Here is a 26,058-nt window from a genome sequence, read left to right as displayed (position 1 = left end):
GATTAAAGGCTAGCTGGTTAGTATCATCGAACAATATCATTTTAATAAATAAAAAAAGAAGAAGAATGAACTTATCAATAAAGCAGTTGCGTGCGTTTTTAATACTGAGTGAGCATGACAGCTTTACCCAAGCCGCTAAGCGATTTAACCTTTCTCAGCCCGCTTTCAGCACTATTATTGCTAGCCTTGAGGATGAAATTGGTTATCGTCTATTTGACAGAGATACACGCAAGGTAGAACTGAATGCTAATGGTATTCATTTTATAGATATTGCACGACGCCTGATCCTAGATTACGATGAAGCAATAGATGAAATTACGGCACGTTCATTGGGAAAAGAAGGCACACTTACATTGAGTGTTTTGCCCTCACTTGCCGTGGAATGGCTACCAGAAATACTAACGCAATACAGTATCACCCACCCTCAAACAGAAATAAAATTAAATGACACTCAATGGAATCAGTGCCTTCAATCTGTTGTAAATGGGCAAGCTGATTTAGCACTCACCGCCAGCCAGCCCGCGACAAATATCTTTGATTCCCACTATCTGTTCTCAGATAAGTTTTATCTTCTATGCCACGTTAATCATCCCCTAGGGCAAAAAAAGAAAGTGACGCTCAATGAACTTTATAAATATTCGTTTATTGGCTTCAGCCAACGCACTAGCATCCGCCAATACACAGATAAACTATTTGAAAGACAAGGAGAACCAATTAAATACGCTTTAGAAGTCCAACAACTCACTACTATGATGGGACTTATTTCTGCGAACTATGGCATTGGTATTACAAGCGGTTTGACATTATTTCAATTTAAGCATAAAAACATTGCCATTATACCTTTTGAAGGTATCGATTTAGAGCGAGACATTTATTTAGTCAGTCTAAAAAATAGAGCACAGCCTAGTCATGTAAAACTTTTTTCTGATTTCATTATAAATGAAGCCTTGAGGTTTAACTCTAAAATAAAAACAATACAAAATAGCCCCGTATAAAATAAAAAAGGAATACTAAAAAGCATTCCTTTTTTTAGAACCTTAAGATAATATTAACTAATTCCCTATTAAGTTCGCTTTAATAATATAAAGTCTATTCGAATCAACCTTGTTCTTATCTAAAATTTTCTGCTCCAATTTCCCTTTGGTCGACCAAGTTGCAAAATCATCATCGTTCAATACACCAAGGTGGTTTTTATCTATTACCCACAGACCTTCCATTTTATCATGAGGATAAGAAACAGCCTTCACCATATCCACCACCAAACTTTTGTTCACGGGATGAATTCCTTTAGCTGACAAAGCTTCCCAGCCATTTTTGTTTACAAACTGCTCCAAAGTTAGGCCGTCAATCATCATCCCATGACTCACATCCCGCTTAATAGAGTCTGACAAAGCAATAGAAGACAGAGGCGTACCTGTTGTTAAATCAATACGATAAACATGCTTTTGAGCATTTGGCTTAGCTTTAGACCTCCCATTAGGCCCACCAAAAAGAAAACTACCATCTCGCTCGATGACTAAAAACTTATTAGCCGTTAATGCAGCAAGCTCAGAGTTTGAATTCTCACTCTTTTCTTGGCGATATAAGTACTGCTCTGTTTTTCCTGTAGTCAAATTCACCGTAACAATTCGTGTGAGGCTACCTTTTTGCGCAGCTTTATCCGGATTTTTCATGCTGGATTGCATGATTCCCACTAGTGTCGTTTCATCTGGTGTAATCGCTAAGCCTTCCATACCTCGATTCGCCCGGCGATGTTGGAAAACTGCAGGGAGATGAAAAACGTCACGACTATCGCCTTTAAAAGCATTAATGCGGCCAATCTCTACGCCCCTACTGTCAAAATGAACAATGTGTGGACCATATTCATCACTAATCCAAAAAGTACCATCTTTAAGCGCAACCAAACCTTCGCCATCTAAACCATAATCGTCCAGCTTAATTGGGTTAGCCACCTTATCATACGGCTTACTATCATCCACTAAAACAGGCTGGCCATCCGCATGATACGGTGTCTCTCCAGTGCCGCCTAATGCTGAAGTATTTGGTAAACCAGAAATCAAACTGCCTTCTGGGCGCTTAAGTAGAATACTTTTTACCATAGTCACCTTGCCGTCAATGGCAACATTAAAAAGACCAATTCGAGGGGTATAAGAGGCTACTGGAAAACTTTTTCCTTTGCCGTAATCACCACTATAGTTAGCATTCGGACCACGATCTGTCAGCGCATAAAATTGATTTGCTTGATTTGGATTCGCCGTCATAGCAGAACCAAAACCACCATTACGTATTTCAAATGGTGTATTTGTCTTGCTATCGATCAAATCGTCCCGCAATACTGAATAAGGCAACTCACTACCTTGAGGTGGAAAACCATCAACAAAACCTGCTGTCGACGTTGTCGAGTTATTTGCACAACCCGAGAGCACACCAACAAAAACCAAACCCAATAACCAAATCTTACTCGTCATTTTTTCGTCCTTTTGTTTGATAGCACGATTGTGCTTTATATACTTCTTAATAAAGAGTAATGACTTGCTATGACGATTTGATGACTTATAAAGAAGAAGTCACTATAAGAAACTAAAACAGGTATGGTTAACTAAAATAATGATTTTGAATTTTACAGTTGAAGTTTGCGTAAAGGTCAATACAATAAATTCATACTATATATAGACTATGCGAAAACCATAAAAATTATGAATATTAATAAAATAGACCTTAATCTGCTTATTTACCTTGATGTCTTGCTACGAGAATGTAACGTCACGCGTTCTGCTAATCAGCTAAACATCACCCAGCCTGCAATGAGCAACGGTTTAAAACGACTCAGAGACTTACTGAGCGACCCCCTGCTTGTTCGCACTAGTGAAGGCATGAAGCCAACAGAAAAAGCCTTACGCCTACAGCCTATTGTACGCAAAGTTTTATTAGAACTAGAAGAAGCTCTACAACCAGAAGCTGACTTCAACGAAAGTATCAGTACACGTGTATTTCGTATTATGGCAAGTGACTATGCCGCTTCAACCGTTATTCCACGGCTACTCAACCGTCTACGGGAATTTGCGCCAGGTATTACGCTCGACATAATGACGCCAAGCGATGTTACTTTTCACGATGTTGAGGCCGGTAAAATCGATATGGCGATTAACCGTTTTGAAGAATTACCTCAGTCTTTCCATCAAAAGAGTGTCTGGCTTGATACCTTTGTTTGTATGATGAGCTCAAACAACCCTGTAAAAGATAATTTTGACATTGATGCTTACTTACAAGCCCAGCATATATGGGTAAGTAAAACAGGCTTCGGCGTAGGTGTTGGCATGGACCCAAACGACGTACAGAAATTAGGTTGGGTTGATGAAGCGCTACAAGCCCTCGACCACAAACGCAGTATTCGAGTGTTCACCAGAAGTTACCATACCGCAATGCACTTGGCTCTTGAGCAAGACCTCATTGCAACACTTCCCAAAAAAGTGGCTATGGTGAATAAAAAGAATCCAGATTTAGTAATTCTTGAACCTCCATTCGATATTCCACAAATTGAACTTAAAATGATTTGGAGCCCATTACTACACCATGACGCCAGTCATATATGGTTCCGGAGACAAGTTATAGATGTGGCGAACGAATTAAAAGCACAAACTCAATAATAAGAGCAACAAAAAGACAAACACTATGTTCAACGTTTCCCATGTTCATCACGTCGCTATCATTTGCTCTGACTATTTGATATCGAAACGATTCTATAGCGAAATTCTTGGCTTTCGTATACTTAAAGAAACCTATAGGAAAGAACGTCAATCGTATAAATTAGACCTTGCCATTAATGGGCAGCAGCAAATTGAGCTTTTTTCCTTCCCATCTCCGCCAGCTCGCCCTTCTCGACCTGAAGCGCAAGGCTTGAGACACTTAGCCTTTGCAGTAGAGGATTTAGAATCCTGCATTGAACATTTAAATCAGCACGGCATAATCACGGAAGAGATCCGCTTAGATGAACTGACAGGTAAGCGCTTTACCTTCTTTGCTGACCCAGATGACTTACCCCTTGAGCTGTACGAGCGATAACACTGGCGTTTAAAATCAACCTCAAAGTTTAGCACTTCAGGTTCAAAAAAAACGCCCACTATCTTCATAGCAGGCGTTTTTCTTACTCTATAAAAAAACGTTTTACAGTGATTTAGAGTTTTCAGAAAGGTAAGACGCAACGCCTTCAGGTGAAGTATTCATACCTTTGTCACCTTTATTCCAGCCAGCAGGACAAACTTGACCATTTTCTTCGAAGAATTGTAGCGCATCAACAACACGAACTAGTTCATCCATGTTACGGCCAATTGGCTCATCATTTACTACTTGTGAGCGAACGATGCCTTTTTGGTCAATAACAAAAGACGCTCGCATCGCAACACCAGCTGGGTAGTAAGAGTCACCACCTTCTGATTCAATGCCGTATGCTTTTGCAATTGCATGATCCATGTCTGCGGCTAAAGTGTATTCAACTGCACCGATACCACCTTCTTCTACTGGTGTATTACGCCAAGCATTGTGAGTAAAGTGAGAGTCAATGGAAACACCGATAACTTCTACGCCCATTTCACGGAATTTATCCATGCGGTGAGACATAGCAATAATCTCTGAAGGACATACGAATGTGAAGTCTAGAGGATAGAAAAACACGATTGCGTATTTGCCTTTGATTGTTTCAGCAAGATTGAAAGAATCAACAATTTGGCCATCTGCCAATACGGCTGGAACTGTAAAATCTGGGGCTTTTTTACCAACTAAAATAGACATCTTTCACGTCTCCTTATTATTGCTTAATATTTAAAGGCTAATGTTTAACTCAAAAATGCCACTTACTTTCATAAGCAACACAGAACTTACTCTTCTGAAGATGAACCGACTGCTTCATTAATCAGCGTCTGTAGCTCGCCGTTCGAAGCCATTTCAACGATAATATCGCAGCCGCCAACTAGCTCACCTTTCACCCAAAGCTGCGGAAATGTTGGCCAGTTAGCAAACTTTGGCAACTCAGAACGGATATCAGGATTATCTAATATATTTACAAACGCAAAACGCTCGCCACAAGACATTAATGCTTGCACAGCCTGCGATGAAAACCCGCACTGCGGAGCGCGAGGATTACCTTTCATGTACAGCAAGATATCGTTACTGCTAATCTGCTCTTTAATTGTTTCGATTGTATTACTCATGCTAAAAAACCTCGCTCTGCAACTGTCCATTCGTAAGAACAAATCAATTATTAATGCCCTTACTAAATTTAAGTCTATTAAATTCATTAAACTTGCCTCAGTTTATTGGGTCTCGTGGTGCATTTACAACCCCAAAAAGAAGCTTTCCTTTCGTCTTTCTCTTGTTATTTACCCTTTACTCGCCTACCTGAGTGTATTAAATTGGTCGATTCCCTTTTTTTAAAGACATACAAGGAGTCCTAGCGTGTCGCCTAGACATTTTCTTACTCTGAAGGATCTATCTTCTGATGAGTTAAAACAATTATTACTACGAGCTTCTGAGCTTAAGAAAATCCATCACGAAGGCACTCTTTTTCAACCGCTAAAGAATCGAGTTTTAGCGATGATATTTGAAAAGTCATCGACTCGAACTCGAGTTTCTTTTGAAGCAGGCATGGCTCAATTTGGCGGTCACGCACTGTTCCTTTCATCGCGCGACACCCAACTAGGTCGTGGCGAACCTGTTGAAGACAGCGCTCGCGTTATTTCCAGCATGGTCGATGCGGTGATGATCAGAACCTTTGACCACGAAACAGTAGAAACTTTTGCCAAATACTCATCCGTTCCCGTTATTAACGCGTTAACTGACGATTATCATCCATGCCAACTACTGGCAGATATGCAAACCTATCAGGAACACCGCGGCTCTATTGAAGGCAAAAAGGTGGTTTGGGTGGGTGATGGCAACAACATGTGTAACTCCTATATTAACGCCGCAGCTATGCTCGACTTCCAATTAGTCGTTGCATGCCCCATTGGTTATGAGCCGAATGCAGATTTGGTTGCAGAACATGCAGATAAAGTCACTGTCCTTCATGATGCTCATGAAGCAGCCAAAGGCGCCGACCTTATTGTCACTGACGTCTTTGCTTCAATGGGTCAAGAAGACGAGCAAGAACAACGCCTAAAAGACTTTGATGGCTTCCAAGTAAACAACGAGCTAATGGCTAACGCAAATTCCGATGCCTTGTTTATGCACTGCTTACCGGCTCACAGAGGTGAAGAAGTGTCTGCAGACGTAATTGACAGCCCAGACAGCGTTGTTTGGGATGAAGCTGAAAACCGTTTGCACGCACAAAAAGCACTTCTTGAATTTCTGCTGTGCCGCTAACACAGTATCAAGGCTCGTGAGAACTAACCTTTTCTACGAGCCTTCTTTTCACCCAAGCATTGAGCTTCCCAACGTTGGCTCTTAAGTATGGGACTCTTAAATAAAAGGAAATGCATCCACAGTGAATTACTATGAGCATTATTGAAGTTAGGCACTTAAAAACACTGACCGCCCTCAGAGAAACAGGCAGCTTAGTCGAAGCAGCAGAACGAGTTCACTTAACACAATCAGCTCTATCTCATCAGCTAAAAGACCTTGAAGAAAAGCTAGGTTGTCCGCTTTTCATCCGGAAAACAAAACCCGTACGCTTTACCAGCGCAGGCCTACGCTTATTACAATTAGCCGATGATGTGCTACTCTCATTTCGTTCGGCTCAACGTGATATCCAACGTTTTGCCGAAGGCGAAAGTGGACGCTTACACATAGCCATTGAGTGTCACAGTTGCTATGAGTGGCTTATGCCGACCATTGATCACTTCCGCGAACATTGGCCCGATGTCGAGTTAGACCTATCTACAGCCTTTGGCTTCATGCCATTACCAGCACTTGCTCGCGGTGATTTGGATTTAGTGGTCACCTCCGATCCACAAGATATTCCCAATATTGAATACATTCCATTGTTTCAATATGAGTCTCAGGTTGCCTTATCAAGACATCACGCGCTAGCCAAAAAAGAGTTTCTCAACCCTGAAGATTTTGCGAAAGAAACGCTTATCACCTATCCAGTTGAAACGGAAAGGTTGGATATTTTTAAACACTTCCTCACCCCTGCCGATGTGTCACCAGCTAAAATTCGGCACAGCGAATTAACGCTGATGATGATGCAATTAGTAGCAAGTGGACGTGGTGTATGCTGCTTACCAAATTGGGCATTAACAGAATACACAAATCGACAATACGTCATTACTAAGTCACTAGGCGAAGAAGGAGTATGGTGCAAACTCTACCTAGCAATCAGAAAGGATCAGCGCGAGAACGCCTATATGGAGGATCTGATTTCTACCGCATCAAAAACCTGCTTTAAAAATCTAAAAGGCATTTTAGCCCCTGAACTTTAAAAACATCACTCAAAACAAACTTTCAAATAATTTCACGAGCGAAGCCTAGACGAAGCAAAAATAGACGAAAAGTGGATAACTACATGGATGTAGTTATTAGGGCGAAGCAGGAAGCCAAAGCCGAGTTTATGGGTTATAAATGAGCCCATGTTGCCAAATTCATAAATAAGCGAGTCTATTTTTAACAAAGTATTGGCAAGTGCGATTATCGCTACAATTACAGCATCAGGACAAAGTGTTCTGATGCTGGTTACGTGACCAAATCAAACTAAACTTAGCACCGCCAGACTCACTGGCATCGATCAACACGGCGCCACCATGCCAAAAAGCAATTCGCTGAACAATCGCTAACCCTAACCCATACCCACCAGAGGCTCGAGTACGACTGTTGTCTAATCGTTGGAAAGGAATAAAGACCTTATCCCTATCCTCAAACGCAATACCTGGACCATCATCTTCAATATCCAGCTGCCAGCGCTCTTCATCATAAGTAAAAGAGATAACAATCTTGCCTGCCGCATACTTTGCTGCATTCAAAATAAGGTTCTGCAATGCCCGACTTAAATGATGCTCATCTGCTAAAACCAGGTCTGTTTCATTAATATTGACCTCGACCTTGAGGTGCTGAAGCAAGAGATGGTTATGCTGCAATATATCGCCAACCAGTTCAGAAATAGCAAGCTCTTTAAAGTTAAGCGCTAATGATCCAGCCTCTAGCTTCCCATAAGTTAATACTTCATCAACAAGCGTATTCAGCTCTTCTACATCTCCCTCAAGAGCTTCAATCGTTTTAGCAACATCTTCATTGACCTCGTCTTTCATCACCTCTAGGCCAAATCGTAAACGAGCAATAGGCGTTCTTAATTCATGAGAAATCGCGTTTATCATCTCCCGCTGCACTTTTAGCAGACGTTGAATATGCGAAGACATAGAATCAAATGAATAAGCTAACTCTTTCAAGGTCCCACTACTGTCAGGAATACCTTTAGGCAAACCACTTCGACCACGAGCAATTTGACGAGTGATGCTCTCAAACGTTTTACGTTTAAAATCCAAAGAAATAAGTTCACGCCAAATAAGCATCAGCATAATCGTAATACCGACACCAACAACAACGACTACAATTAATGTTAAAGAAACGTTGTCATCATGGGCAACCGACAAGTATAGAGAACCATTAGCCTCTTTATCTTTCCATATAAAGCCATATTCACTGTAGGCGCCACGCACTATAGAAACCCCAATTAATGGCCCCGTAGCCTTAGTGTCTATTTCTCGCACAGAAAGACAGGGCATACTTTCAAGCAAAGAAACCTTATCTAAATAAGAAAGCTCACTGGCGAGCAAGAATTGCGTCAACAATGATTCTATTTTAAAAAATGGGGTTTCTTGCTTAGCATGCCCTGTAAGCATAGGCTCATTGGGACTCCCAAGAGTTATTTGATAACTGTCATCGGGAAGTTTGAGCCACTTCTTATCCATAACAAGGGAGGACATTGAGGCGATAGAAAGTGGGTCAGATGACTTAGAGGTCCAAGTAAACTGGGAATCTGGAAGTGATTTAGTCACACCAGAAAGTAATAAGACAGAACTTATTTCCGCATCAACACAGAACAACTGCTCAGCTCTTGATGCACCAAAACGAATTTGGGTGAACTCCATAACGACATAACAACACGCCACAATAACGACACCTCCCAAAATAAGGTGTCGATAAAGCCGCCACATTTCAGCTCGCATTTTATTCTAAACTTCTTTTACAAACAGATAACCCTTACTACGAATAGTCTTTATACGGCGAGGGTGAATTGGATCATCACCTATCTTCGAGCGTATACGAGAAATTCTAACGTCTACTGAGCGATCTTGACCATCGTATTCGATACCTCGTAACTCACCAAAAATCTCTTCTCGACTCAAAATTCGACCCGCATTGCTTGCTAGCAGCCACAACAAATCAAATTCCGCACTGGTTAATTCAATTTCTTCTTCATTCAACCATGCTTCACGACGAGAATTATCAACAGTCAAAGGCCCGAAAACTAAATTCTGCTCCTCTTTAGAAACATCTATTGTTAAATCTACATCTTGTGTACTTCGACGCAGCAAAGATTGAACTCGAGCCAATAAGACTCTAGGTTTAGCAGGCTTAGACACATAATCATCCGCACCAATTTCTAACCCTAGTATCTGATCAACATCGTCACTTCGCGCTGTTAACATCAAAATAGGGCCTTTGTAATCATTACGAACACTTCGACACACAGTAAAGCCATCAGCACCGGGCAACATAAGATCCAGAATCACCAAAGACGGTTGCTCATCAACAATGCGAGAAATGGCTTTGCGCCCATCTGGCTCGATTCCAACTATGAAACCATTTTTCTGCAGATACTCTTGAGTGAGTAATGCCAAACGCTCATCGTCTTCAACAATCAAAATGGTTCTGTTGTCATCTATGCTCATGGGCAATCCTCGTCCAGTTGTAATCATTTTAGTTTGAATAATTTATAAAGCCTGTAGATATCAGATCAACTCTTTTAAAATCAATCTACTAGAAGATTTTGAATTTGTCTAATTCTCTTGCGGTTAATACCAAAATCAGAATAGCCGACTCGAGAAGCAGAACGCACATGCACGACACTGTCGGCAGCCGGTAGATAAAATTCAACATCATCAATGTAGCCAACCAAAGAACTTTTTATTTCAAAGTGAACATAACCCAATGTACTACTAACCAAGTGAGCATTTCCCTTGTTTAAAATGGAAGACTCTATCAACAATTGAGTCTTCATACGGTCGCCAGTATAGACTATTGGTTCAGCGTAATGCTCTGTATCTTCTGGAGAAGATTGGGTCGATACACAGTTCGGTGACGAAGGACAAGGCAATAGCTCACCATCGTTAACACCAAGCCCTTCAGGTGATTTATTACTTATTGAGACGTATACAAAAAAACCTACGAACAAGACAACAATAAATGCAATTATCCAGCGAACCATGCTTCTACAACTCCTAAGCAGTTTTCATCTTAACGAAACGATCTTTTACCTGGTTTTTTAGGTTTAAATTCAGGCTTATCATTGCTCTGCCAATCAAAACCTTTAGGTGGTGAGCGGCGGGCACCACCCGCTGTGGCTTTATTTTTATGACGCTTTAATTCCAATTTTTCTTGCTGGGTTTTTGGTGTCAATTCCGACAACTTAAGATCAACCATGGCACACAGAGAGTTAACATCTGTGTCTTCCATTTCCACCCAACGGCCAACTTTTGCCTTTGACGGCAAAAATACAGGACCAAAGCGAACACGTTTCAGGCGATTAACTTTTACACCTTGTGACTCCCAAAGACGACGAACCTCACGGTTACGCCCCTCCATCAAGCAAACATAGAACCAACGGTTAATACCTTCACCACCGCCATCCACAATGTCAGTAAACTTGGCAACACCATCGTCTAAAATCACGCCTTTTTTCAACGCTGCGAGATTATCATCAGTGACTTCTCCCATCACACGGACAAGATATTCACGGTCTATTTCTGTTGAAGGGTGCATTAATCGATTTGCCAATTCACCATCGGTGGTAAAAAGCAACAAACCCGACGTATTGATATCCAAACGGCCAACCGCAATCCAACGCTCTCCACGAAGTTTTGGCAATTTATCAAACACAGTAGGTCGACCTTCAGGGTCTTTACGAGTACACACTTCACCTTCTGGTTTGTTATAAATAATAACGCGGCGGTTTTCACCAGCTTCCGTAGCAATAATAGAATAACCGTCTATTGTGATCGTATCTTTGATACTTACGCGGTCACCTAATGTAGCTACCTCGCCATTAACCAACACTCGACCTTCACGAATGCGAGTTTCCATTTCACGACGTGAACCCTGACCCGCTCTTGCTAATACTTTTTGTAACTTCTCGTCCATTACGAACCTCTTAGAGGGAATGCTTCTCAGCAACCCAGTTTTAGTAATATTAATTAATCATTTTTAGCATTATAGGCCAGACAGTATGGGCCTTGACAGCTGAATATTAAAGATTTTACAGAAAGGGGGCTGGATCACCTGCACCAACACGTACAACATCGATATTATCCGCCTCCATTCTAACGACTGTTGTCGGCTGTAACCCACAAAAGCCTCCATCAATAACTAAATCTAGCGCATGTTCTAACGTATCGCGAATATCATAAGGGTCTGTCATGGGCTCCGTTTCCCCTGGCAAAATAAGAGAAACACTCATAATAGGTTCCCCTAACTCCTCCAATAACGCAGATACTATATTGTTATTTGGAACACGAATACCAATTGTCTTTCTTTTGGGGTGTAATAATCGTCTCGGCACCTCAGAGGTGGCATTAAAGATGAAGGTATAAGGGCCAGGTGTATTATTCTTTAACAAGCGATATAGGCGATTATCAAATCTCGCGTAAGTTGATATTTCAGACAAATCCCGACACACAAGAGTAAAGTTATGTTTATCATCCAGACGACGAATAACACGAATTCGATCCAGCGCCTCTTTGTCGCCCAAATGACAGCCAAGTGAATAACCACAGTCTGTCGGATACGCAATCACACCACCATTACGAATCACTTCAGCGGCTTGCTTTACTAAACGCGTTTGAGGGTTTTCTGGGTGTATCTGAAAAAATTGGCTCAACCTGCTCTCCACTAAAAATATAACAACAATAACACTAACGAATTCAAAACATCTTAGAAATCAGCCGAACTATTTCCAAGTTTTCCATACTAAATCTACTTCACTCTCATGTATTTGCGTAAACTTACCAACCTGCATCCACGGACCAAACGGCCCATGATAATCACTTCCTACCGATGCCTTTAAATTAAATTCTCTGGATAAGCGCTCAAGCAAACGAACACTATCAGGGCGCTCATTTCCTGAGACCACTTCGAGCCCAGTTCCACCCCATTTTTTAAAGTCACCTAATAAGCGTTTTAACTTTGTAACCGTTAAAGGGTAGCGCTTAGGATGCGCTAAAACCAGTTCAATATTCTGACCGGAAAGCGCAGTCAATACGTCTTCTAGTTCTGGCCAAACATCCCGTAACTGACCTAATTTTTTATTCCCTAGATAGCGATCAAACGCCTTATTGGCATCTTTTACAAAGCCTTTTTCCACCAATAAGGTAGCAAAATGTGGTCGGCCAAGTTGACTCTCACCAGCTAACTCAACAGCTTCATCAAATAAATCAGGTAAACCCTGTTTAACCAATAAGTCCGCGATGCGTCGTGCTCGATCAAGACGGATTGCCTGATTTTTGCCAACAATAGACAACAAAGCGGTGTTATCTAAAGAGAAGTTTAAAGCCACCATATGTAGAGGAACACCATTCCACTGAGTCGACAATTCAACACCATGAATAAAGCTAAGCTCATGCTCGGCAGCACGCTGACTAGCTTCAGTAATGCCATCTAGCGTATCATGATCAGTGAGTGCAAATAGAGAAACGCCCTGCTCTACTGCAAGGTCTACCAGTTCAGTCGGCGAAAAACGACCGTCCGAACGAGTAGAGTGTGTGTGTAAATCGACTTTTCGATAACTTGCTGCTTCAGGCATAGATTGACTGTTCTTTAAAAGGAATGGTGGTTATCATAAGGGAAGATGCGAATAAGTCTACTAAGCCTCAGTCTTTCAGAGAAACCGTCAAATAAGACGCGACGCTGAAGTAATGTAGGTGCCTTTCAAAGAGTCGCAACGACATGTGGCGTTTTCTCTGAAAGACCCGTAGGGCATGATCTAGAAGTCTGTATTCTTTGTTGAGAACCTCGATAATAGAACCACTATTCACATTCGGTACTCGCCTCGAATAACAGGCTTTTATCTACATGCTGAGGCAAGAGGACTTATTAGCACCTTCCCTCAACCAGCATACATACATTTTAGTATACATTCACTGGGTTTTTTTATATGAAAATATTGTTCGACTTCCTGCCTATTGTTATCTTCTTTATCGTTTATAAAATGACAGGGAATATTATTCTTGCAACCGCATTTTTGATTCCTGCCACTATTATTCAAGTAGGCTTTACTTGGTTTAAGAACAGAACTATCGAGAAAATGCACTTAGTTTCTCTAGTATTAGTCGTGTTACTAGGTGGCGCTACCGTTCTTCTTGGAGATGGTGATTTTATTAAATGGAAACCAACAATTGTAAATGGTTTGTTTGCCATCGCCTTTTTAGGTAGTCAATTCATCGGCGACAAAAACATCATTCAACGCATGATGGGCGATAAATTAGATCTACCATTTAAAGTATGGCGCACTTTGAACCTTGCATGGGTTGGCTTTTTTATTGTCTCTGGTGTTAGCAATTTATATGTTGCGTTTTCATATAGTGAAGAAATTTGGGTAGACTTTAAGTTGTTCGGTTTACTAGGAATGACCATTGTATTTATTATATTACAAGGCATTTATTTATCATCGTATTTACAAAATAAGGAATGACAATGCTTTACTCTATTATTGGTGAAGATGTAGCAAACAGCCTTAGCGCTCGCCAACAAGCTCGTCCGGCCCATCTGGGTCGCCTAGAAGCCTTGCAAGACGAAGGCCGCTTAGTTTTAGCCGGACCAAACCCAACTATTGATTCCGATAATCCAGGCGATGCTGGGTTTAGTGGCAGTGTGGTTATTGCCGAGTTTTCAAGCATTGAGGAAGCAAAATCTTGGGCAGACGCAGACCCTTATGTTGCAGCAGGCGTTTATAAAAACGTTACCGTTAAGCCGTTCAAACAAGTATTCCCGAACTAATTGAACCAAACAAGACTTAATAAAATGCCGCTCCATAAAGCGGCATTTTTTATTTTTTCACATCTGAATGTCCAAGATCTCGCGCAGGGTCGATCACATCTCTCATTCGCTGCTTTAGTACTTTTGCTTCGGGAAAACCATCTTCTTTTTTTCGGCACCAAATTTCTTGGCCGTTCACCCTTACTTTAAAAATCCCACCCTGAGTTGGTATCAAGGTAACACTTTTTATATCGTCATCAAATGTCATTAACAGCTCTTGAGATAACCAAGATGCACGCAACATCCATCGACATAAGGTACAATATTCAATTTCTACGGCAGCAGTTCGCATTTGCTTTCTCTCCGGTAAATTAACACGACGTCTTGGAACGCCACGATACAACTAATATTATTGCCCATACATTTAATAAGGAAGTAGCACTATGCGTAAATCTCTTATCACTAGCTTAGCACTGCTCGCTCTTTGCTCACAAATCAACGCAGCAGAAGTCGATATTTTAACCAATCAAGGTACGATTAGAGTCGATCTAAATGATGAAGCCGCACCAAAATCTGTTGCTAACTTTCTTCGATACGCTGATGAAGGCTTTTATAACGGTACGATTTTCCATCGTGTAATCCGTGGCTTTATGGTTCAGGGCGGTGGCTTTACGAAAGACCTAGAACGAAAAACAACCCATCAAGCCGTTGCCTATGAAGGTGATAATGGCTTGGCCAATAATCGTGGCACACTTGCCATGGCTCGCACACAAGATCCGAACAGCGCCACATCGCAGTTCTTTATCAATCAAGTTGATAACACCTTTTTGAACGACGGTGCCCGAGGTGCGGCCGGCTACACTGTTTTTGGAAACGTTGTTTCAGGTATGGATATCGTTGATGCCATCTCTGCTGTACCAACCTCTACAGTTGGCCCGTACAAAAATGTCCCTAAAACACCCGTTATTATAGAGAGCATCACGCGTGTTAACTAGTTACCAATTAGAATCTCCTGCGTTAAGTTGGGGTGAAGATGGCGCGCCTCACTCCAACCAGTTTGACGATGTCTATTTTGACAAAGAGTCAGGGCTAGAAGAAACTCGCCACGTTTTTTTAAAAAACAATCAACTGCAAGAGCGCTGGGCCTCCTTACAAAAAAGCGCTTTCGTAATTGCTGAAACAGGCTTTGGTACGGGATTGAATTTTTTATGTGCTTGGCAGGCTTTTTTAACCGAAGCCTCCAACGATAAACAATTACACTTTATCTCGGTCGAAAAATACCCAATGACTAAGAGCATGCTAATCGATGCTTTAAAGATGTGGCCATCTATAAGCCGCTTTAGTCAGCAACTAATTGACGCCTACCCTGAAGTTTGTCACGGCTTCCACCGCATTGAGTTAGAACAAGGTCGAATCCAGTTGACACTTTGGTTTGGTGAAGCAGAAGACGGTTTCGCGGCGCTAGATGCCGACGTTGATGCTTGGTTTTTAGATGGTTTTGCACCAAGTAAAAATCCAGAAATGTGGTCAGATGAGCTATTTAAACACATTCACCGCCTTAGCCATCAAGGCACGACATTCTCCACCTTCACCGCTGCCGGCATTGTACGCAGAGGTTTAAAAAACGTTGGCTTTGATGTCCGTAAAGTAAAAGGTTTTGGTCAAAAAAGAGAAATGTCTGTTGGCGAACTTAATACTGCAACAACACTGTTAACTGAACGCATGTCCCAAGGTCAATCTTGGTTCAACCTTCGCCAAGATACGGCGTCAGAAGTCACTAAAGTTTTAGTCGTCGGCGCTGGATTAGCTGGCGCCAACACCGCTCATGCTCTTGCCAAGCAAGGTATAAAGGTAGAAGTCTGGGAGCAAGGCGACTGCATCGCTGGCGGTGCGTCAGGTAATCCACAAGGCATGCTTTACCCTAAACTCGCCTCTCAGGATACGCCAGTGAATCGTTTTTATTTATCGGCTTATTTGCACGCAACTCGTTTATATTCCAACTTAGATAAAAACAAAAAATTCTGGGACGCCTGCGGATTAATACAAATTCCGAAACACGATAAAGAAGCCGGACGCTTTCAAAAACTGCTCGATGAAAAACTCTATCCAGAAGCAATATTACAAGCCTCAAAAGACAGGGAAGCGAGTTTGCTTTTGCCCCTTTCTGGATGGGTTGTACTGACAAAATTATGCGAGACACTTTTATCTCATAAAAACATTCATGTTTGTTTAAATACCAAACTTGAAAGCCTCTCGGCTATTAAATCTGGTGACCAAACAGTGGGCTGGAAAGCTCACTCCAATCACCAGCAAGCTCCACTTGACGATCAAAAAGCACACTTTTCGCATGTTGTATTATGTACCGCAAATGACACGAAAACGTTAGGTGTAGCACCAACAACACCCGACTATCCGATTCGCGGTCAAGTTTCGTTTATTGATATTGAAAAAGCCAAGGCTGCTTGCATAGCCATTGGTGAACCTGCAGACAAAACAAACTTCAACAAGGTTCTTTGTGAATTTGGCTATGTTTCACCTTCGATAAATGGATTGCTACATTTTGGCTCTACTTACGACCTAAAAGACCAGGATGAACAAGTAAGAGAAGAAGGGCATAAACGCAATTTAGCGATTTTGGAAAGCCTACTGTTATTACCAAAAGAAACATTTAACAGTGAAGACTGCGGTGGACGAGTGTCGTTTAGATGCGCGGTTCCGGATTACACACCGATTGTTGGGCCCATTCAGTCGGAAGACATTTATCAGCAAGCTTACTCAACCCTAACTAAGAATGCTAAGTGGCAAAGTAATGAAATTGCAGAGCCTATAAAACAGCTCTACATCAATATAGGACACGGTTCAAGAGGACTTATTTCCACACCATTAAGTGGAAGTTACATTGCCAGCTTAATCACTGGGACCCCTTCTCCCTTAGAACAACAGATAAGTTATCAACTGCATCCAAGCCGCTTTATTATTCGTGACCTAAAACGCAGCCAAAGCCGTTAAATCAGCACAAGAACCTAAATCTAGTGTTTTTTAACACTCTGCATTGAGTAAGTTCTGGAAAAACTCAATGCAGTTATGGCTACGACATTATTCTCTTATGACTCAAACAACTCACAAGCACTTGGAATAAGTTCAACAAATCGACTAGAGGTCTGAGGACGGAACACATAATGATTCAGCTCTGGCAACAAAGCCCTTAATTTATCGCTTAATTGTAGCAAACTTGGATTAATTGGCTCATAAGGATAGACGTGATCCTGTAGGCTCAGCTTATGCAATTCATCAAGCTCATCTTGCAATATGCCTTTCATTGCAAAAAAACGATCTTTCTGATTAATATCATTAGTTTCCCAATAAGCATCGGAAAACGCAGAATTTAATTCATAAAAGATATGCAATGCATCAGCAACATTTTTTTTAGACATGTTATCTCCATCTTTATTGAGCAATCTTCATATTGCCACTTGTATTGTTTAACCCTAACCTTATAACCTACATTCTAAACGTGAATCAATATAGGTGAATACCCCTTGAGTACAACAATGTATCATGCCGTGACTTCTGACAACCTATGGCCATCTTTGCAAGCGGAAGCAAAAAAACTTGCACAAGACGAACCCATTTTAGCCAGCTATTTCAATACTACTATTTTACGCCATGAATCATTGTGTTCTGCTTTAAGTTTTTTACTCGCCAGTAAGCTAGACAGCATATCAATTCCCGCTATGGTATTACGAGAAGTATTCGAAGAAGCCATGGCTGATACTCACTCTGGCATTGTCAGATGCATCGAGCAAGATATTTTAGCGATAAAAGAAAGGGATGCTGCTTGCGATACCCTTACAACACCGCTACTGTTTTTCAAAGGCTTCCATGCTTTACAAACATATCGCGTGGCAAATTGGCTTTGGAAAAATAATCGCAAAAGTTTAGCGCTGTACCTTCAAGGCCAAATGTCGATGGTTTTTAGTGTCGACATTCATCCAGCAGCAACGATCGGCTGTGGCGTCATGCTAGACCACGCCACAGGCCTTGTGGTTGGTGAAACCTGTATTATTGAAGACAATGTATCTATTTTGCAATCTGTCACTCTAGGCGGCACAGGTAAAGAGCATGGCGATCGTCACCCTAAAATACGATCAGGTGTATTGATTGGCGCTGGCGCGAAAATCCTAGGCAATATTGAAATCGGCGAAGGTGCGAAAATTGGTGCCGGTAGCGTGGTATTAGAACCTGTTGAACACCACACCACCGTTGCTGGTGTACCGGCAAAAACCGTAGGACGTAACACTGGTGAAGAGCCATCCCGAGTGATGGATCACAATATCAATCACTGTGTACGAGAATGCGTAGAATAAAAAACAAATTGCGACCTCACACGAGGTCGTAATTACTTAACGCATCTTTCGGAACCATCTTAATAGTTTCGCTCTCTGTATCAAATAACAGCACAGCTTCCCCATTTCGTAACGATCGCAACGCTTGCTCACGCTTTTGTGCTACTGACAAATCATAGTCGCCGTAATCCGTGCCATCACGAGACACAATGTCATCCAAAATAGTTTCCAACGTATCTGGGGCTAATGAATCATAAGGTATTAAAGTATCCAATTAGATCGCTCCATATTGATTAAGCAAGGTAATCACGCCCGCCTCATCAATCACAGGTACATTAAGAGACTGGGCTTTAGTGAGTTTTGAACCAGCTTTTTCACCCGCAACTAAGCAATCTGTTTTAGCAGAAACCGATCCACTCACTTTAGCGCCTAGCGCTTGCAACTTGTCTTTTACTTGGTCGCGGCTGAATTGACTCAATGACCCCGTTACCACATAGGTTTTGCCTGATAGAGGTAATTCATCAGCAGAAACTTGCTGTTTTTTCTCCCAAACAACGCCAGCAGCCAGCAAGCCTTTGATGGTTTCCCGATTCAATTCTTGACCAAAAAACAAACACACATGTTGAGCAACAATTGGTCCAACATCTTCCACTTCTACCAATGTCTCTTGATCTGCCGCCATTAAGTCATCCAACTCAGTAAAGTAACTGGTTAAAGCACGAGCTGTCGCCTCCCCGACTTCACGAATGCCCAATGAATAGATAAAGCGGTTAAATTGCGTGTTTTTTGACGTTTCAATTGAAGTAAGAAGCTTGTCGACTGACTTTTTCCCCATGCGCTCCATAGATAATAAGATGTCTTTTTTCGCTTCTAGGGTAAAAATGTCGACTGGCGTTTTAACCAACTCTTGATCCACCAGCTGCTCAATCAATTTATCACCGAGACCATCAATATCCATAGCCTTACGAGAGACAAAATGCTTCAGAGACTCTTTTAGCTGTGCACCGCAAACCAAACCGCCCGTACAGCGAATGACGGCTTCACCTTCGACTTGCTCCAAATCCGAACCACAAACAGGACAAGCGTCTGGAAAAGCAACACTCACAGCGTCATCAGGACGTTTATCTAGAACAACTTGAACAACTTTAGGAATCACATCGCCAGCCCGATGCACTATTACGAAATCATTCACTTTAACACCCAAACGTGCGATTTCGTCTTTGTTGTGCAGGGTCGCATTAGAAACCGTCACACCGCCAACAAATACCGGCTCTAATCGTGCTACAGGTGTAATTGCGCCAGTGCGACCTACTTGGAAATCAACGCCCAACACTCGAGTCATTTCTTCCTGAGCAGGAAATTTTCTAGCGATAGCCCAACGAGGCGCACGGGCAATAAAACCCAATTGATTCTGTAAAGCAATTTGATCCACTTTATAAACAATACCATCGATGTCATAAGACAAGCTGGCACGTTTTTCATTGAGCATTTCGTAATAATCAATACAACCTTGTGCACCTTCAGCCGTTGTCATTAGATCATTAGTACGAAAGCCCCACTCGCTTAATTTCAGCAGACCTTCATAATGACTTTTCGGTTGATCCCAACCTTCTACATAACCAATTGAATAAGCACACATCACCAAAGGGCGAGTAGCGGTAATTTTCGGGTCAAGCTGACGCAAGCTGCCTGCCGCTGCATTTCGAGGGTTAACAAAAGTTTTTTCACCACGCTCAACCGCCAAGGTATTGAGCTTTTCAAAACCTTCTTTTGGCATATAGATTTCGCCACGCACTTCCAGTACTTCTGGCGGTGTTTTAGTACGCAGTTTTAAAGGCACGGAGTAAATCGTTTTAATATTCGAAGTAATGTCTTCACCAGACAAGCCATCGCCACGGGTCACGCCTCGCACCAAATGGCCATCCTCATAACGCAGGCTAATCGCTAAGCCATCTAATTTCGGTTCACAGCAATAGGTCACATGATCCGTATTAAGTAATTTGCGAATGCGCTGATCGAAATCAGACAAGGACTCATTATCAAAGGCATTGTCTAAAGAGAGCATGGGAACAGTATGGGCAACGTTAGCAAAGCCACTGTCTGGTTTTTCTCCAACGCGCTGGGTTGGGGAATCTGCTTGAATCCAATCTGGGTGTTCGGCTTCTATAGATTGAAGCTGGCGATAATCTCGGTCGTACACTGCATCAGGGACGACTGGCTCGTCTTTTACATGATAAGCATAGCTGTAATCGTTAAGTTGCTGAATCAGGTTCAACATTTGCTGATGCGTCACGTGTGTGTCTTGGCTCATAGATAAATAAACTCGAATGTAGTTCTTATGGCAGCTCTAAAGCAACCAAGGCCCCTTAGGGCCTTGGTTCATATTACTGTTTGTTGCGCATTAACCGGCGGCGCTCAAAATCACGTATTCGCTGACGACAATGGGCAATAGTTTGATCACTCATTGGTGAGCGACGTTCATCTCGAAGTTCTCCACCTAAATTACGCACCAATGCCTGAGCGGTTTCAAGCATAAAATCAAACGCTTTCATGCTGTTTTTTGGACCTGGCAAGCCCATAAAAAAGCTTACTCCTGGACAGTCCGTTTCTCCCATGGTATCTAGATCGAAGGTACCCGGCTCAATGGCATTTGCCATACTAAACTGCACTCGACCACGGTCGAAACCATCTTCATGACGATGAAAAATATCCATTTCACCATAGCGCATACCACAGTTCAAAATAAGCTGGAGCAACTCCATACCAGAAAAGTTTTTTTCTTCAGGAGCAAAAATATTAATAACAATAACTTCTTCAATTTCTGCGACGCTGTTATCTTCAAATTCATCTTCGTCAAGATCATCAACTATTCCGTTAGGCGTAACTTGATCGATATCTATTTCTGAATAATTTCGCTCATAATCTTCATCTGTATGGCTTTCGCTGGCATGACTCTCATAGCCATTCTCCGTGTCTATGCCGAAATCTAAATCAAGCTCATCTTGCTCATAAAAGCCATCGTCAGAATAATTTTGCTCAGATATGGCAGAGTCTCCAAAATCTCGCTCCGGCACTAAAGATGCCAATTCATCAAGGTGCATTTCTTCGCCTCGATCCAACTCTGGGCCAGAATCCACTTTATGTGGAACATCCGTCAAAGGCGCTTTCGCTGTTTTTCTAGCGTTCTCGAAGGCGTTTACAATAGGATCTTGTGATGATTTGACTCGCTCATTTGACGAGTGATTACCATATCCGGAGGCTGAGCCTTGACGGATTGGTACCTCATCACCTAACTCATCTAGATCAGTGAAGTCATTATCTGCTTGGACATATTCCTGCCCTTTTTTATACCGACGAAATCCATCTATGAGGATAACGACAATAATGACGACCCCAATCAAGATTAGCCACTCACGCAAGCTAAATTCCATTACTTATTCCGAATTGCATCAATTAATGTTATCTGTATTATCAAACGAAGCGGCTTAGGATTCAATTACAAGGCCACCTTGATTTCGAAAATCTCTTTACGATTTGTAAGTAAACCATGCTTTATACCGATAATTCGACCTTTTGTAAGATCATTGTCATTAATCTTCGCCAACTTAATGACTAAATCAACTTTATCGGTTTCTGCTAAGGTCACTGTTGGCATTAAAGAATCAAGGTTAGTTAACAAAATAGGCTGCGCCAAGTCATCAGGAAACACCCTTTGAATGGCAATTGGCATTTTTTCCCCCTTCATCAGCGCATAAACCAATAACACATCGTCTTTTTGCCATGTTAGTTCACTAGCATCCCATTCAACCTTAACGGCCAGCTGATCGGTAATAATCGGCGCCACTTGCTGATAATCAATTCCCCCTAATTCTCGGGCTCTACTTATCGCAGACAACAAGGCTAAACGTTCAGTTGAATGTCCACTGTAACGGATGGCTTCCTGCCACGCCAATACAGCACCTAAATAATCTTGCTGTGCAAAGTTTGCTACGCCTTTTAAATCTAGCGCAGTGGCTTGAGTTGGTGCAACTTGCAAAATAGCGTCCACAACGTTTAACATTTTCTCTGAGCTTTGACCGCCATTGGCATAAAAAATTGCCTGCGCGTACTCAACCAACAGGTTTACTCGATTCTCTGCGTTTCGCGGCAATTTTTCTAAGGCCCTTTCAAACGCTAAAACGGCCTCTTTATACTTTTCAGTGCTGACATAGTCTGTCGCTAAATAATACCAATCCTCAACTCTGTCATAACGCGCACTGCGATATTTTAAAAAATCGCTCACTTTCTGCGAAGTAAGCTGCTGCGTTTGCAAATCTTTTGTAAAAGCCACTTCTTTTGAATAGCCAATCTGTTGATAAAGACTCACACTTCCTAAAACAGAAACCATCACTACCGCGAGCATGACCCAGCGAGCAAAATCAATATCGTTATTAAAAAAACGTTTCTGCCGACCATCAATAGACTTCATTTCAAAATCAATATCACATAACAACTGTGAAGATTCACTCGCAGTTAGTCGCCCTGCTTCCTCTTCCAGACTAATTTCCTTTCGTCGCACCATAGCAAACGTCTGCGCATATTCATCATTCAAACCGTGATCAATGCGGTGACTTATGGAACCAAAAAGATACATCAGGCTCAACACTATTATGGTAGCCATTATCAAATACGCGACCATCATGAATCTCGCCCTCGTCGTTTACGGTTCGCCATTATCACAGCAACAAAAGCCAGTCCCCCTATCCCAAGCAAAATAAATGGCCCATACCAAAGTAAAAAAGTAGCGGTTGAATGCTGCGGGCGATACAAGACAAAAGATCCATATCGCGCCACCATATAATCAACAACTTCCTGATCCGTTTTGCCATCCTCTATCATCTGATGAACAAGCTCGCGAAGGTCAACAGCGATACCAGAACCTGAGTCTGCTAGGTTTTGATTCTGACATTTCGGGCAACGTAACTCTTCGACCAGACTTTGATAACGTGTTTTATTCAACTCTGAACTGAAGGCCATTTGCTCTTGAGCTGAAGCCGACGCGTAAAAAAACACCATCAGGGATAACAAAATACTTTTAATAAATATCATTTCATATAGCCCTTTATTTCAGGCCAATTTTCGGCATTAATCACTCCCTGATGTCTATACACAATCATACCAGAACCATCAACAACAAAGGTTTCAGGCGCGCCTGTCACTCCCATATCAACACCGAAGCTGCCCATTTCGTCCATCAATATGACTTGATAAGGGTTGCCTTTTTGCTCTAGCCATTGCTCCGCCAACGCTTTCTCGTCTTTGTAATCGATACCAATAATAGGCACACCTGCATTTGCTAGCTCTATTAAAAAAGGATGTTCAATATGACATGCCGGACACCAAGTTCCCCAAAAATTAATCAAATAGGGCGTATTCGGTAAATCATCGTGCATATAAACGAAGTCATCTTGCAATGACACCAGGGTAAAATCAGGTACTTTTTTTCCCACCAAGGCAGAAGGCATATACTGAGCATCTTTGCCGATCTGTAAATAAAACACTACAGCAAGTATCAAAAAAGCGGCCAACGGCAAAAAAAACAACAACTTCCGCATGGCTACACTCCGGCTCGTTTTCGATAGCGTTTATCTAGCGCTGCCAACAAACCACCCGCCATCATCATCAAACCGCCAAGCCAAATCCAGCGCACAAAAGACTTCACGTAAATTCGTATGCTCCAGGCAGAATCATCCAACCTTTCGCCCATGGAAACGTAAAGGTCACGAGTAAACCCTGCATCTAATGCAGCTTCCGTCATAACTTGCTGACGAGTTGAAAAGAAACGCTTTTCGGGATGAAGAACGGCAACGGCTTTGCCCGCTTTATAAGCCGTGAATTGACCTTTGCTTGATACATAATTTGGCCCTTTCACTTGCTCCATCTGATCAAAACGAAACTCATAGCCTGCGATAGTCACTTTATCCCCTGGCGATAATCGCAACATAGATTCATCACTGTTTACGCTAACCAATACAATCCCCACCAAGGTCACCACCATACCAAGGTGCGCCAATAACATACCATAGTAATTTCTTGGCAATTGTCGTGCGCGGGGGATAATACCTTTTGTGCCAGCAGAAACTTTTTCAAACCAATCAGAAAAGGATAAGAAAACCACCCAAAATGCCACCGCCAAACTCAGTCCAGCAATAAAGCCAAACTCATAAAAATAAGCCACCAAGCCTGCCAACAGAGTAGCGCCAAGCGCTGCAACAGAACATACCTTAAAAAGCACACTGAATTTCGTATGATGCCATTTGGATAAAGGGCCAACCGCCATAAACACCATCAGCAAAAGAGCAATTGGCGTAAATACGCTATTGAAATACGGCGCACCAACGGAAATTTTTCCCAGCCCTAACGCATCGAATACCAAAGGATATAAAGTGCCTAATAAAACAGTGAACGTTAAAACTGTTAGTAAAATGTTATTTAGCAGCAACCAAGCTTCTCGACCCGTTACGCCAAATGACACAGTAGACCGCACTTCTACCGCTCGAATGGCATACAAAAGCAAACTGCCGCCAACGAGCACTAAAAGCAAAATAAGAATAAAAATACCGCGAGTAGGGTCTGCGGCAAAAGAATGCACTGACGTTAGAACACCAGAGCGAACCAAAAATGCTCCGAGTAAAGAAAGACTAAATGTAAAAATCGCCAGCAAGACGGTCCAGCTTTTAAACACCCCGCGTTTTTCGGTGACGGCAAGGGAATGCAACAAAGCGGTTCCTGCTAGCCAAGGCATGAAGGAGGCATTTTCCACTGGATCCCAAAACCACCAACCTCCCCAACCTAATTCGTAATATGCCCACCAACTTCCCAGCGTGATGCCTAACGTCAGAAACGCCCACGACGCTGCTGTCCAAGGTCTTGCCCAACGCGCCCAAGATGCGTTTAAGTTGCCGGTAATTAACGCAGAAACCGCAAAAGCAAACGCCACAGAGAAGCCGACATAGCCCATATACAATACAGGTGGATGCACAATCAAACCAAAATCCTGCAGCAAAGGATTCAAATCACCGCCATCCAAGGGGACATCTGGTAATAAACGGGCAAAAGGAGAAGAAGTAAAAAGCAAAAAAGATAAAAAGCCGACACTAACCACACCCAATACAGATAAAACAACCGGGCCGACCGCTTCTGGCAAGGTTTTTATTTTTAAGGCTACGGCAGAACACCAACCAGAAAGAATCAACACCCAAAGTAATAAGGACCCTTCATGCCCACCCCACAAGGCGCTAAATTTATACCAAATAGGTAACTGGCTATTAGAATTCTGGGCAACATATAACACAGAAAAATCATCACTTAAAAAAGACAAGCTCAAAATCACAAAGCTGAGCAATACCAGAGCCGACATAATAAAAGTTAACGGACGAGCTGCCTCCAGCAACAATTTGTTGCTTTTCCAATAACCAATCAAAGGCACCAAAGCCAGAGACAAAGCAAAAAACAGCGACAATATTAGTGAGAATTGACCAATTTCAGGAAACAT

General features: G+C 42.1%; 28 protein-coding genes. 10 read left to right on the top strand and 18 right to left on the bottom strand.

The annotated features are described in order from the left end of the window. Positions 1-65: 65 nt before the first annotated feature. Entirely contained in the window at positions 66-995 is a 930-nt protein-coding gene (locus DFP80_RS13005; protein WP_113917228.1) for a LysR family transcriptional regulator, read from the top strand. 57 nt (positions 996-1,052) lie between these two features. Here DFP80_RS13005 and DFP80_RS13000 read toward each other — a convergent pair whose 3' ends face one another. Further along, positions 1,053-2,468 carry an esterase-like activity of phytase family protein gene (locus DFP80_RS13000; protein ID WP_113917227.1) on the bottom strand — a complete coding sequence of 472 codons (1,416 nt, stop codon included), beginning with the start codon at positions 2,466-2,468 and terminating at the stop codon, positions 1,053-1,055. 228 nt (positions 2,469-2,696) lie between these two features. Here DFP80_RS13000 and DFP80_RS12995 point away from each other — a divergent pair, with 228 nt between their 5' ends. Together DFP80_RS12995 and gloA2 are read left to right on the top strand one after the other, a co-directional pair. Then, positions 2,697-3,647: a LysR family transcriptional regulator gene (locus tag DFP80_RS12995; RefSeq protein ID WP_113917226.1), complete on the top strand. Its 951-nt coding sequence runs from the start codon at positions 2,697-2,699 to the stop codon at positions 3,645-3,647. Between the two features lie 25 nt (positions 3,648-3,672). After that, complete coding sequence (gene gloA2 / locus DFP80_RS12990; protein WP_113917225.1) at positions 3,673-4,062, top strand: SMU1112c/YaeR family gloxylase I-like metalloprotein; 390 nt, start codon at positions 3,673-3,675, stop codon at positions 4,060-4,062. Between the two features lie 102 nt (positions 4,063-4,164). Here gloA2 and DFP80_RS12985 read toward each other — a convergent pair whose 3' ends face one another. Both DFP80_RS12985 and grxD read right to left on the bottom strand, forming a co-directional pair. Beyond that, positions 4,165-4,788, bottom strand: a complete 624-nt coding sequence (locus DFP80_RS12985) for a peroxiredoxin (protein ID WP_113917224.1) — start codon at positions 4,786-4,788, stop codon at positions 4,165-4,167. 86 nt (positions 4,789-4,874) lie between these two features. Next, the gene (gene grxD / locus DFP80_RS12980; RefSeq protein ID WP_113917223.1) at positions 4,875-5,207 is read right to left on the bottom strand and encodes a Grx4 family monothiol glutaredoxin; all 333 of its coding nucleotides are present in this window, start codon (positions 5,205-5,207) and stop codon (positions 4,875-4,877) included. 244 nt (positions 5,208-5,451) lie between these two features. Between grxD and argF the strand changes: the two genes are divergently transcribed. Beyond that, a complete protein-coding gene (gene argF, locus DFP80_RS12975) occupies positions 5,452-6,357 on the top strand; it encodes an ornithine carbamoyltransferase (RefSeq protein WP_113917222.1) in 906 nt (301 codons plus the stop codon). A 131-nt stretch (positions 6,358-6,488) separates the two neighbouring features. Then, complete coding sequence (locus DFP80_RS12970) at positions 6,489-7,415, top strand: LysR family transcriptional regulator (protein WP_277749256.1); 927 nt, start codon at positions 6,489-6,491, stop codon at positions 7,413-7,415. A gap of 225 nt (positions 7,416-7,640) precedes the next feature. Here the strand turns inward: DFP80_RS12970 and DFP80_RS12965 are convergent, their stop codons facing one another. The 6 genes from DFP80_RS12965 to DFP80_RS12940 all read right to left on the bottom strand — a co-directional run bounded on the left by DFP80_RS12965 (position 7,641) and on the right by DFP80_RS12940 (position 13,006). Then, positions 7,641-9,155 carry an ATP-binding protein gene (locus DFP80_RS12965; protein WP_175020609.1) on the bottom strand — a complete coding sequence of 505 codons (1,515 nt, stop codon included), beginning with the start codon at positions 9,153-9,155 and terminating at the stop codon, positions 7,641-7,643. A 6-nt stretch (positions 9,156-9,161) separates the two neighbouring features. Further along, a complete protein-coding gene (locus DFP80_RS12960) occupies positions 9,162-9,881 on the bottom strand; it encodes a winged helix-turn-helix domain-containing protein (protein ID WP_113917221.1) in 720 nt (239 codons plus the stop codon). 80 nt (positions 9,882-9,961) lie between these two features. Further along, positions 9,962-10,417 (bottom strand): DUF1499 domain-containing protein, encoded by a 456-nt coding sequence (locus DFP80_RS12955; RefSeq protein ID WP_113917220.1) that lies wholly within the window; start codon positions 10,415-10,417, stop codon positions 9,962-9,964. A gap of 29 nt (positions 10,418-10,446) precedes the next feature. Then, the gene (rluB, locus tag DFP80_RS12950) at positions 10,447-11,349 is read right to left on the bottom strand and encodes a 23S rRNA pseudouridine(2605) synthase RluB (RefSeq protein WP_113917219.1); all 903 of its coding nucleotides are present in this window, start codon (positions 11,347-11,349) and stop codon (positions 10,447-10,449) included. Positions 11,350-11,464: 115 nt separating this feature from the next. Then, on the bottom strand, positions 11,465-12,085 hold the full coding sequence (locus DFP80_RS12945; protein ID WP_113917218.1) for an L-threonylcarbamoyladenylate synthase: 621 nt from the start codon (positions 12,083-12,085) through the stop codon (positions 11,465-11,467). A 69-nt stretch (positions 12,086-12,154) separates the two neighbouring features. Beyond that, positions 12,155-13,006, bottom strand: coding sequence for a PHP domain-containing protein (locus tag DFP80_RS12940; protein ID WP_113917217.1), 852 nt, complete (start codon positions 13,004-13,006; stop codon positions 12,155-12,157). A 351-nt stretch (positions 13,007-13,357) separates the two neighbouring features. Here DFP80_RS12940 and DFP80_RS12935 point away from each other — a divergent pair, with 351 nt between their 5' ends. Beyond that, positions 13,358-13,894 (top strand): septation protein A, encoded by a 537-nt coding sequence (locus tag DFP80_RS12935; RefSeq protein WP_113917216.1) that lies wholly within the window; start codon positions 13,358-13,360, stop codon positions 13,892-13,894. A gap of 2 nt (positions 13,895-13,896) precedes the next feature. Then, positions 13,897-14,199 (top strand): YciI family protein, encoded by a 303-nt coding sequence (locus DFP80_RS12930; RefSeq protein WP_113917215.1) that lies wholly within the window; start codon positions 13,897-13,899, stop codon positions 14,197-14,199. 49 nt (positions 14,200-14,248) lie between these two features. On the opposite strand, the gene DFP80_RS12925 is transcribed toward DFP80_RS12930, so the two are convergent. After that, complete coding sequence (locus DFP80_RS12925; protein WP_113917214.1) at positions 14,249-14,530, bottom strand: Rdx family protein; 282 nt, start codon at positions 14,528-14,530, stop codon at positions 14,249-14,251. A 91-nt stretch (positions 14,531-14,621) separates the two neighbouring features. On the opposite strand from DFP80_RS12925, the gene DFP80_RS12920 reads away from it, so the two are divergent. Both DFP80_RS12920 and mnmC read left to right on the top strand, forming a co-directional pair. Continuing rightward, positions 14,622-15,173 (top strand): peptidylprolyl isomerase, encoded by a 552-nt coding sequence (locus DFP80_RS12920; protein ID WP_113917213.1) that lies wholly within the window; start codon positions 14,622-14,624, stop codon positions 15,171-15,173. Continuing rightward, the gene (mnmC, locus tag DFP80_RS12915; RefSeq protein ID WP_113917212.1) at positions 15,163-17,187 is read left to right on the top strand and encodes a bifunctional tRNA (5-methylaminomethyl-2-thiouridine)(34)-methyltransferase MnmC2/FAD-dependent 5-carboxymethylaminomethyl-2-thiouridine(34) oxidoreductase MnmC1; all 2,025 of its coding nucleotides are present in this window, start codon (positions 15,163-15,165) and stop codon (positions 17,185-17,187) included. The genes DFP80_RS12920 and mnmC overlap by 11 nt, the downstream gene beginning before the upstream one ends. Before the next feature lie 95 nt (positions 17,188-17,282). Here mnmC and DFP80_RS12910 read toward each other — a convergent pair whose 3' ends face one another. Then, complete coding sequence (locus tag DFP80_RS12910; protein ID WP_072841289.1) at positions 17,283-17,612, bottom strand: hypothetical protein; 330 nt, start codon at positions 17,610-17,612, stop codon at positions 17,283-17,285. A gap of 117 nt (positions 17,613-17,729) precedes the next feature. Between DFP80_RS12910 and cysE the strand changes: the two genes are divergently transcribed. After that, positions 17,730-18,545, top strand: a complete 816-nt coding sequence (gene cysE / locus DFP80_RS12905) for a serine O-acetyltransferase (RefSeq protein ID WP_113917211.1) — start codon at positions 17,730-17,732, stop codon at positions 18,543-18,545. 16 nt (positions 18,546-18,561) lie between these two features. Here the strand turns inward: cysE and DFP80_RS12900 are convergent, their stop codons facing one another. The 7 genes from DFP80_RS12900 to DFP80_RS12870 all read right to left on the bottom strand — a co-directional run bounded on the left by DFP80_RS12900 (position 18,562) and on the right by DFP80_RS12870 (position 26,058). After that, on the bottom strand, positions 18,562-18,798 hold the full coding sequence (locus tag DFP80_RS12900) for a YheU family protein (protein WP_113917210.1): 237 nt from the start codon (positions 18,796-18,798) through the stop codon (positions 18,562-18,564). Beyond that, positions 18,799-20,835 (bottom strand): NAD-dependent DNA ligase LigA, encoded by a 2,037-nt coding sequence (gene ligA / locus DFP80_RS12895; RefSeq protein WP_113917209.1) that lies wholly within the window; start codon positions 20,833-20,835, stop codon positions 18,799-18,801. A gap of 73 nt (positions 20,836-20,908) precedes the next feature. Next, the gene (gene zipA / locus DFP80_RS12890) at positions 20,909-21,955 is read right to left on the bottom strand and encodes a cell division protein ZipA (RefSeq protein WP_113917208.1); all 1,047 of its coding nucleotides are present in this window, start codon (positions 21,953-21,955) and stop codon (positions 20,909-20,911) included. 65 nt (positions 21,956-22,020) lie between these two features. Next, positions 22,021-23,205 (bottom strand): tetratricopeptide repeat protein, encoded by a 1,185-nt coding sequence (locus DFP80_RS12885; RefSeq protein WP_241560252.1) that lies wholly within the window; start codon positions 23,203-23,205, stop codon positions 22,021-22,023. Continuing rightward, the gene (locus tag DFP80_RS12880; RefSeq protein ID WP_113917207.1) at positions 23,202-23,612 is read right to left on the bottom strand and encodes a cytochrome c-type biogenesis protein; all 411 of its coding nucleotides are present in this window, start codon (positions 23,610-23,612) and stop codon (positions 23,202-23,204) included. Before DFP80_RS12880 ends, DFP80_RS12885 begins: the two co-directional genes overlap by 4 nt. After that, positions 23,609-24,118: a DsbE family thiol:disulfide interchange protein gene (locus DFP80_RS12875; RefSeq protein ID WP_113917206.1), complete on the bottom strand. Its 510-nt coding sequence runs from the start codon at positions 24,116-24,118 to the stop codon at positions 23,609-23,611. The genes DFP80_RS12880 and DFP80_RS12875 overlap by 4 nt, the downstream gene beginning before the upstream one ends. 2 nt (positions 24,119-24,120) lie before the next feature. Continuing rightward, entirely contained in the window at positions 24,121-26,058 is a 1,938-nt protein-coding gene (locus DFP80_RS12870; RefSeq protein ID WP_113917205.1) for a heme lyase CcmF/NrfE family subunit, read from the bottom strand.

The organism is Marinomonas rhizomae, from assembly GCF_003315485.1.
Classification (GTDB): domain Bacteria; phylum Pseudomonadota; class Gammaproteobacteria; order Pseudomonadales; family Marinomonadaceae; genus Marinomonas; species Marinomonas rhizomae.
The sequence above is the reverse complement of the archived record's forward strand: the minus strand, read 5'-3'. Positions and strand labels throughout refer to the sequence as shown.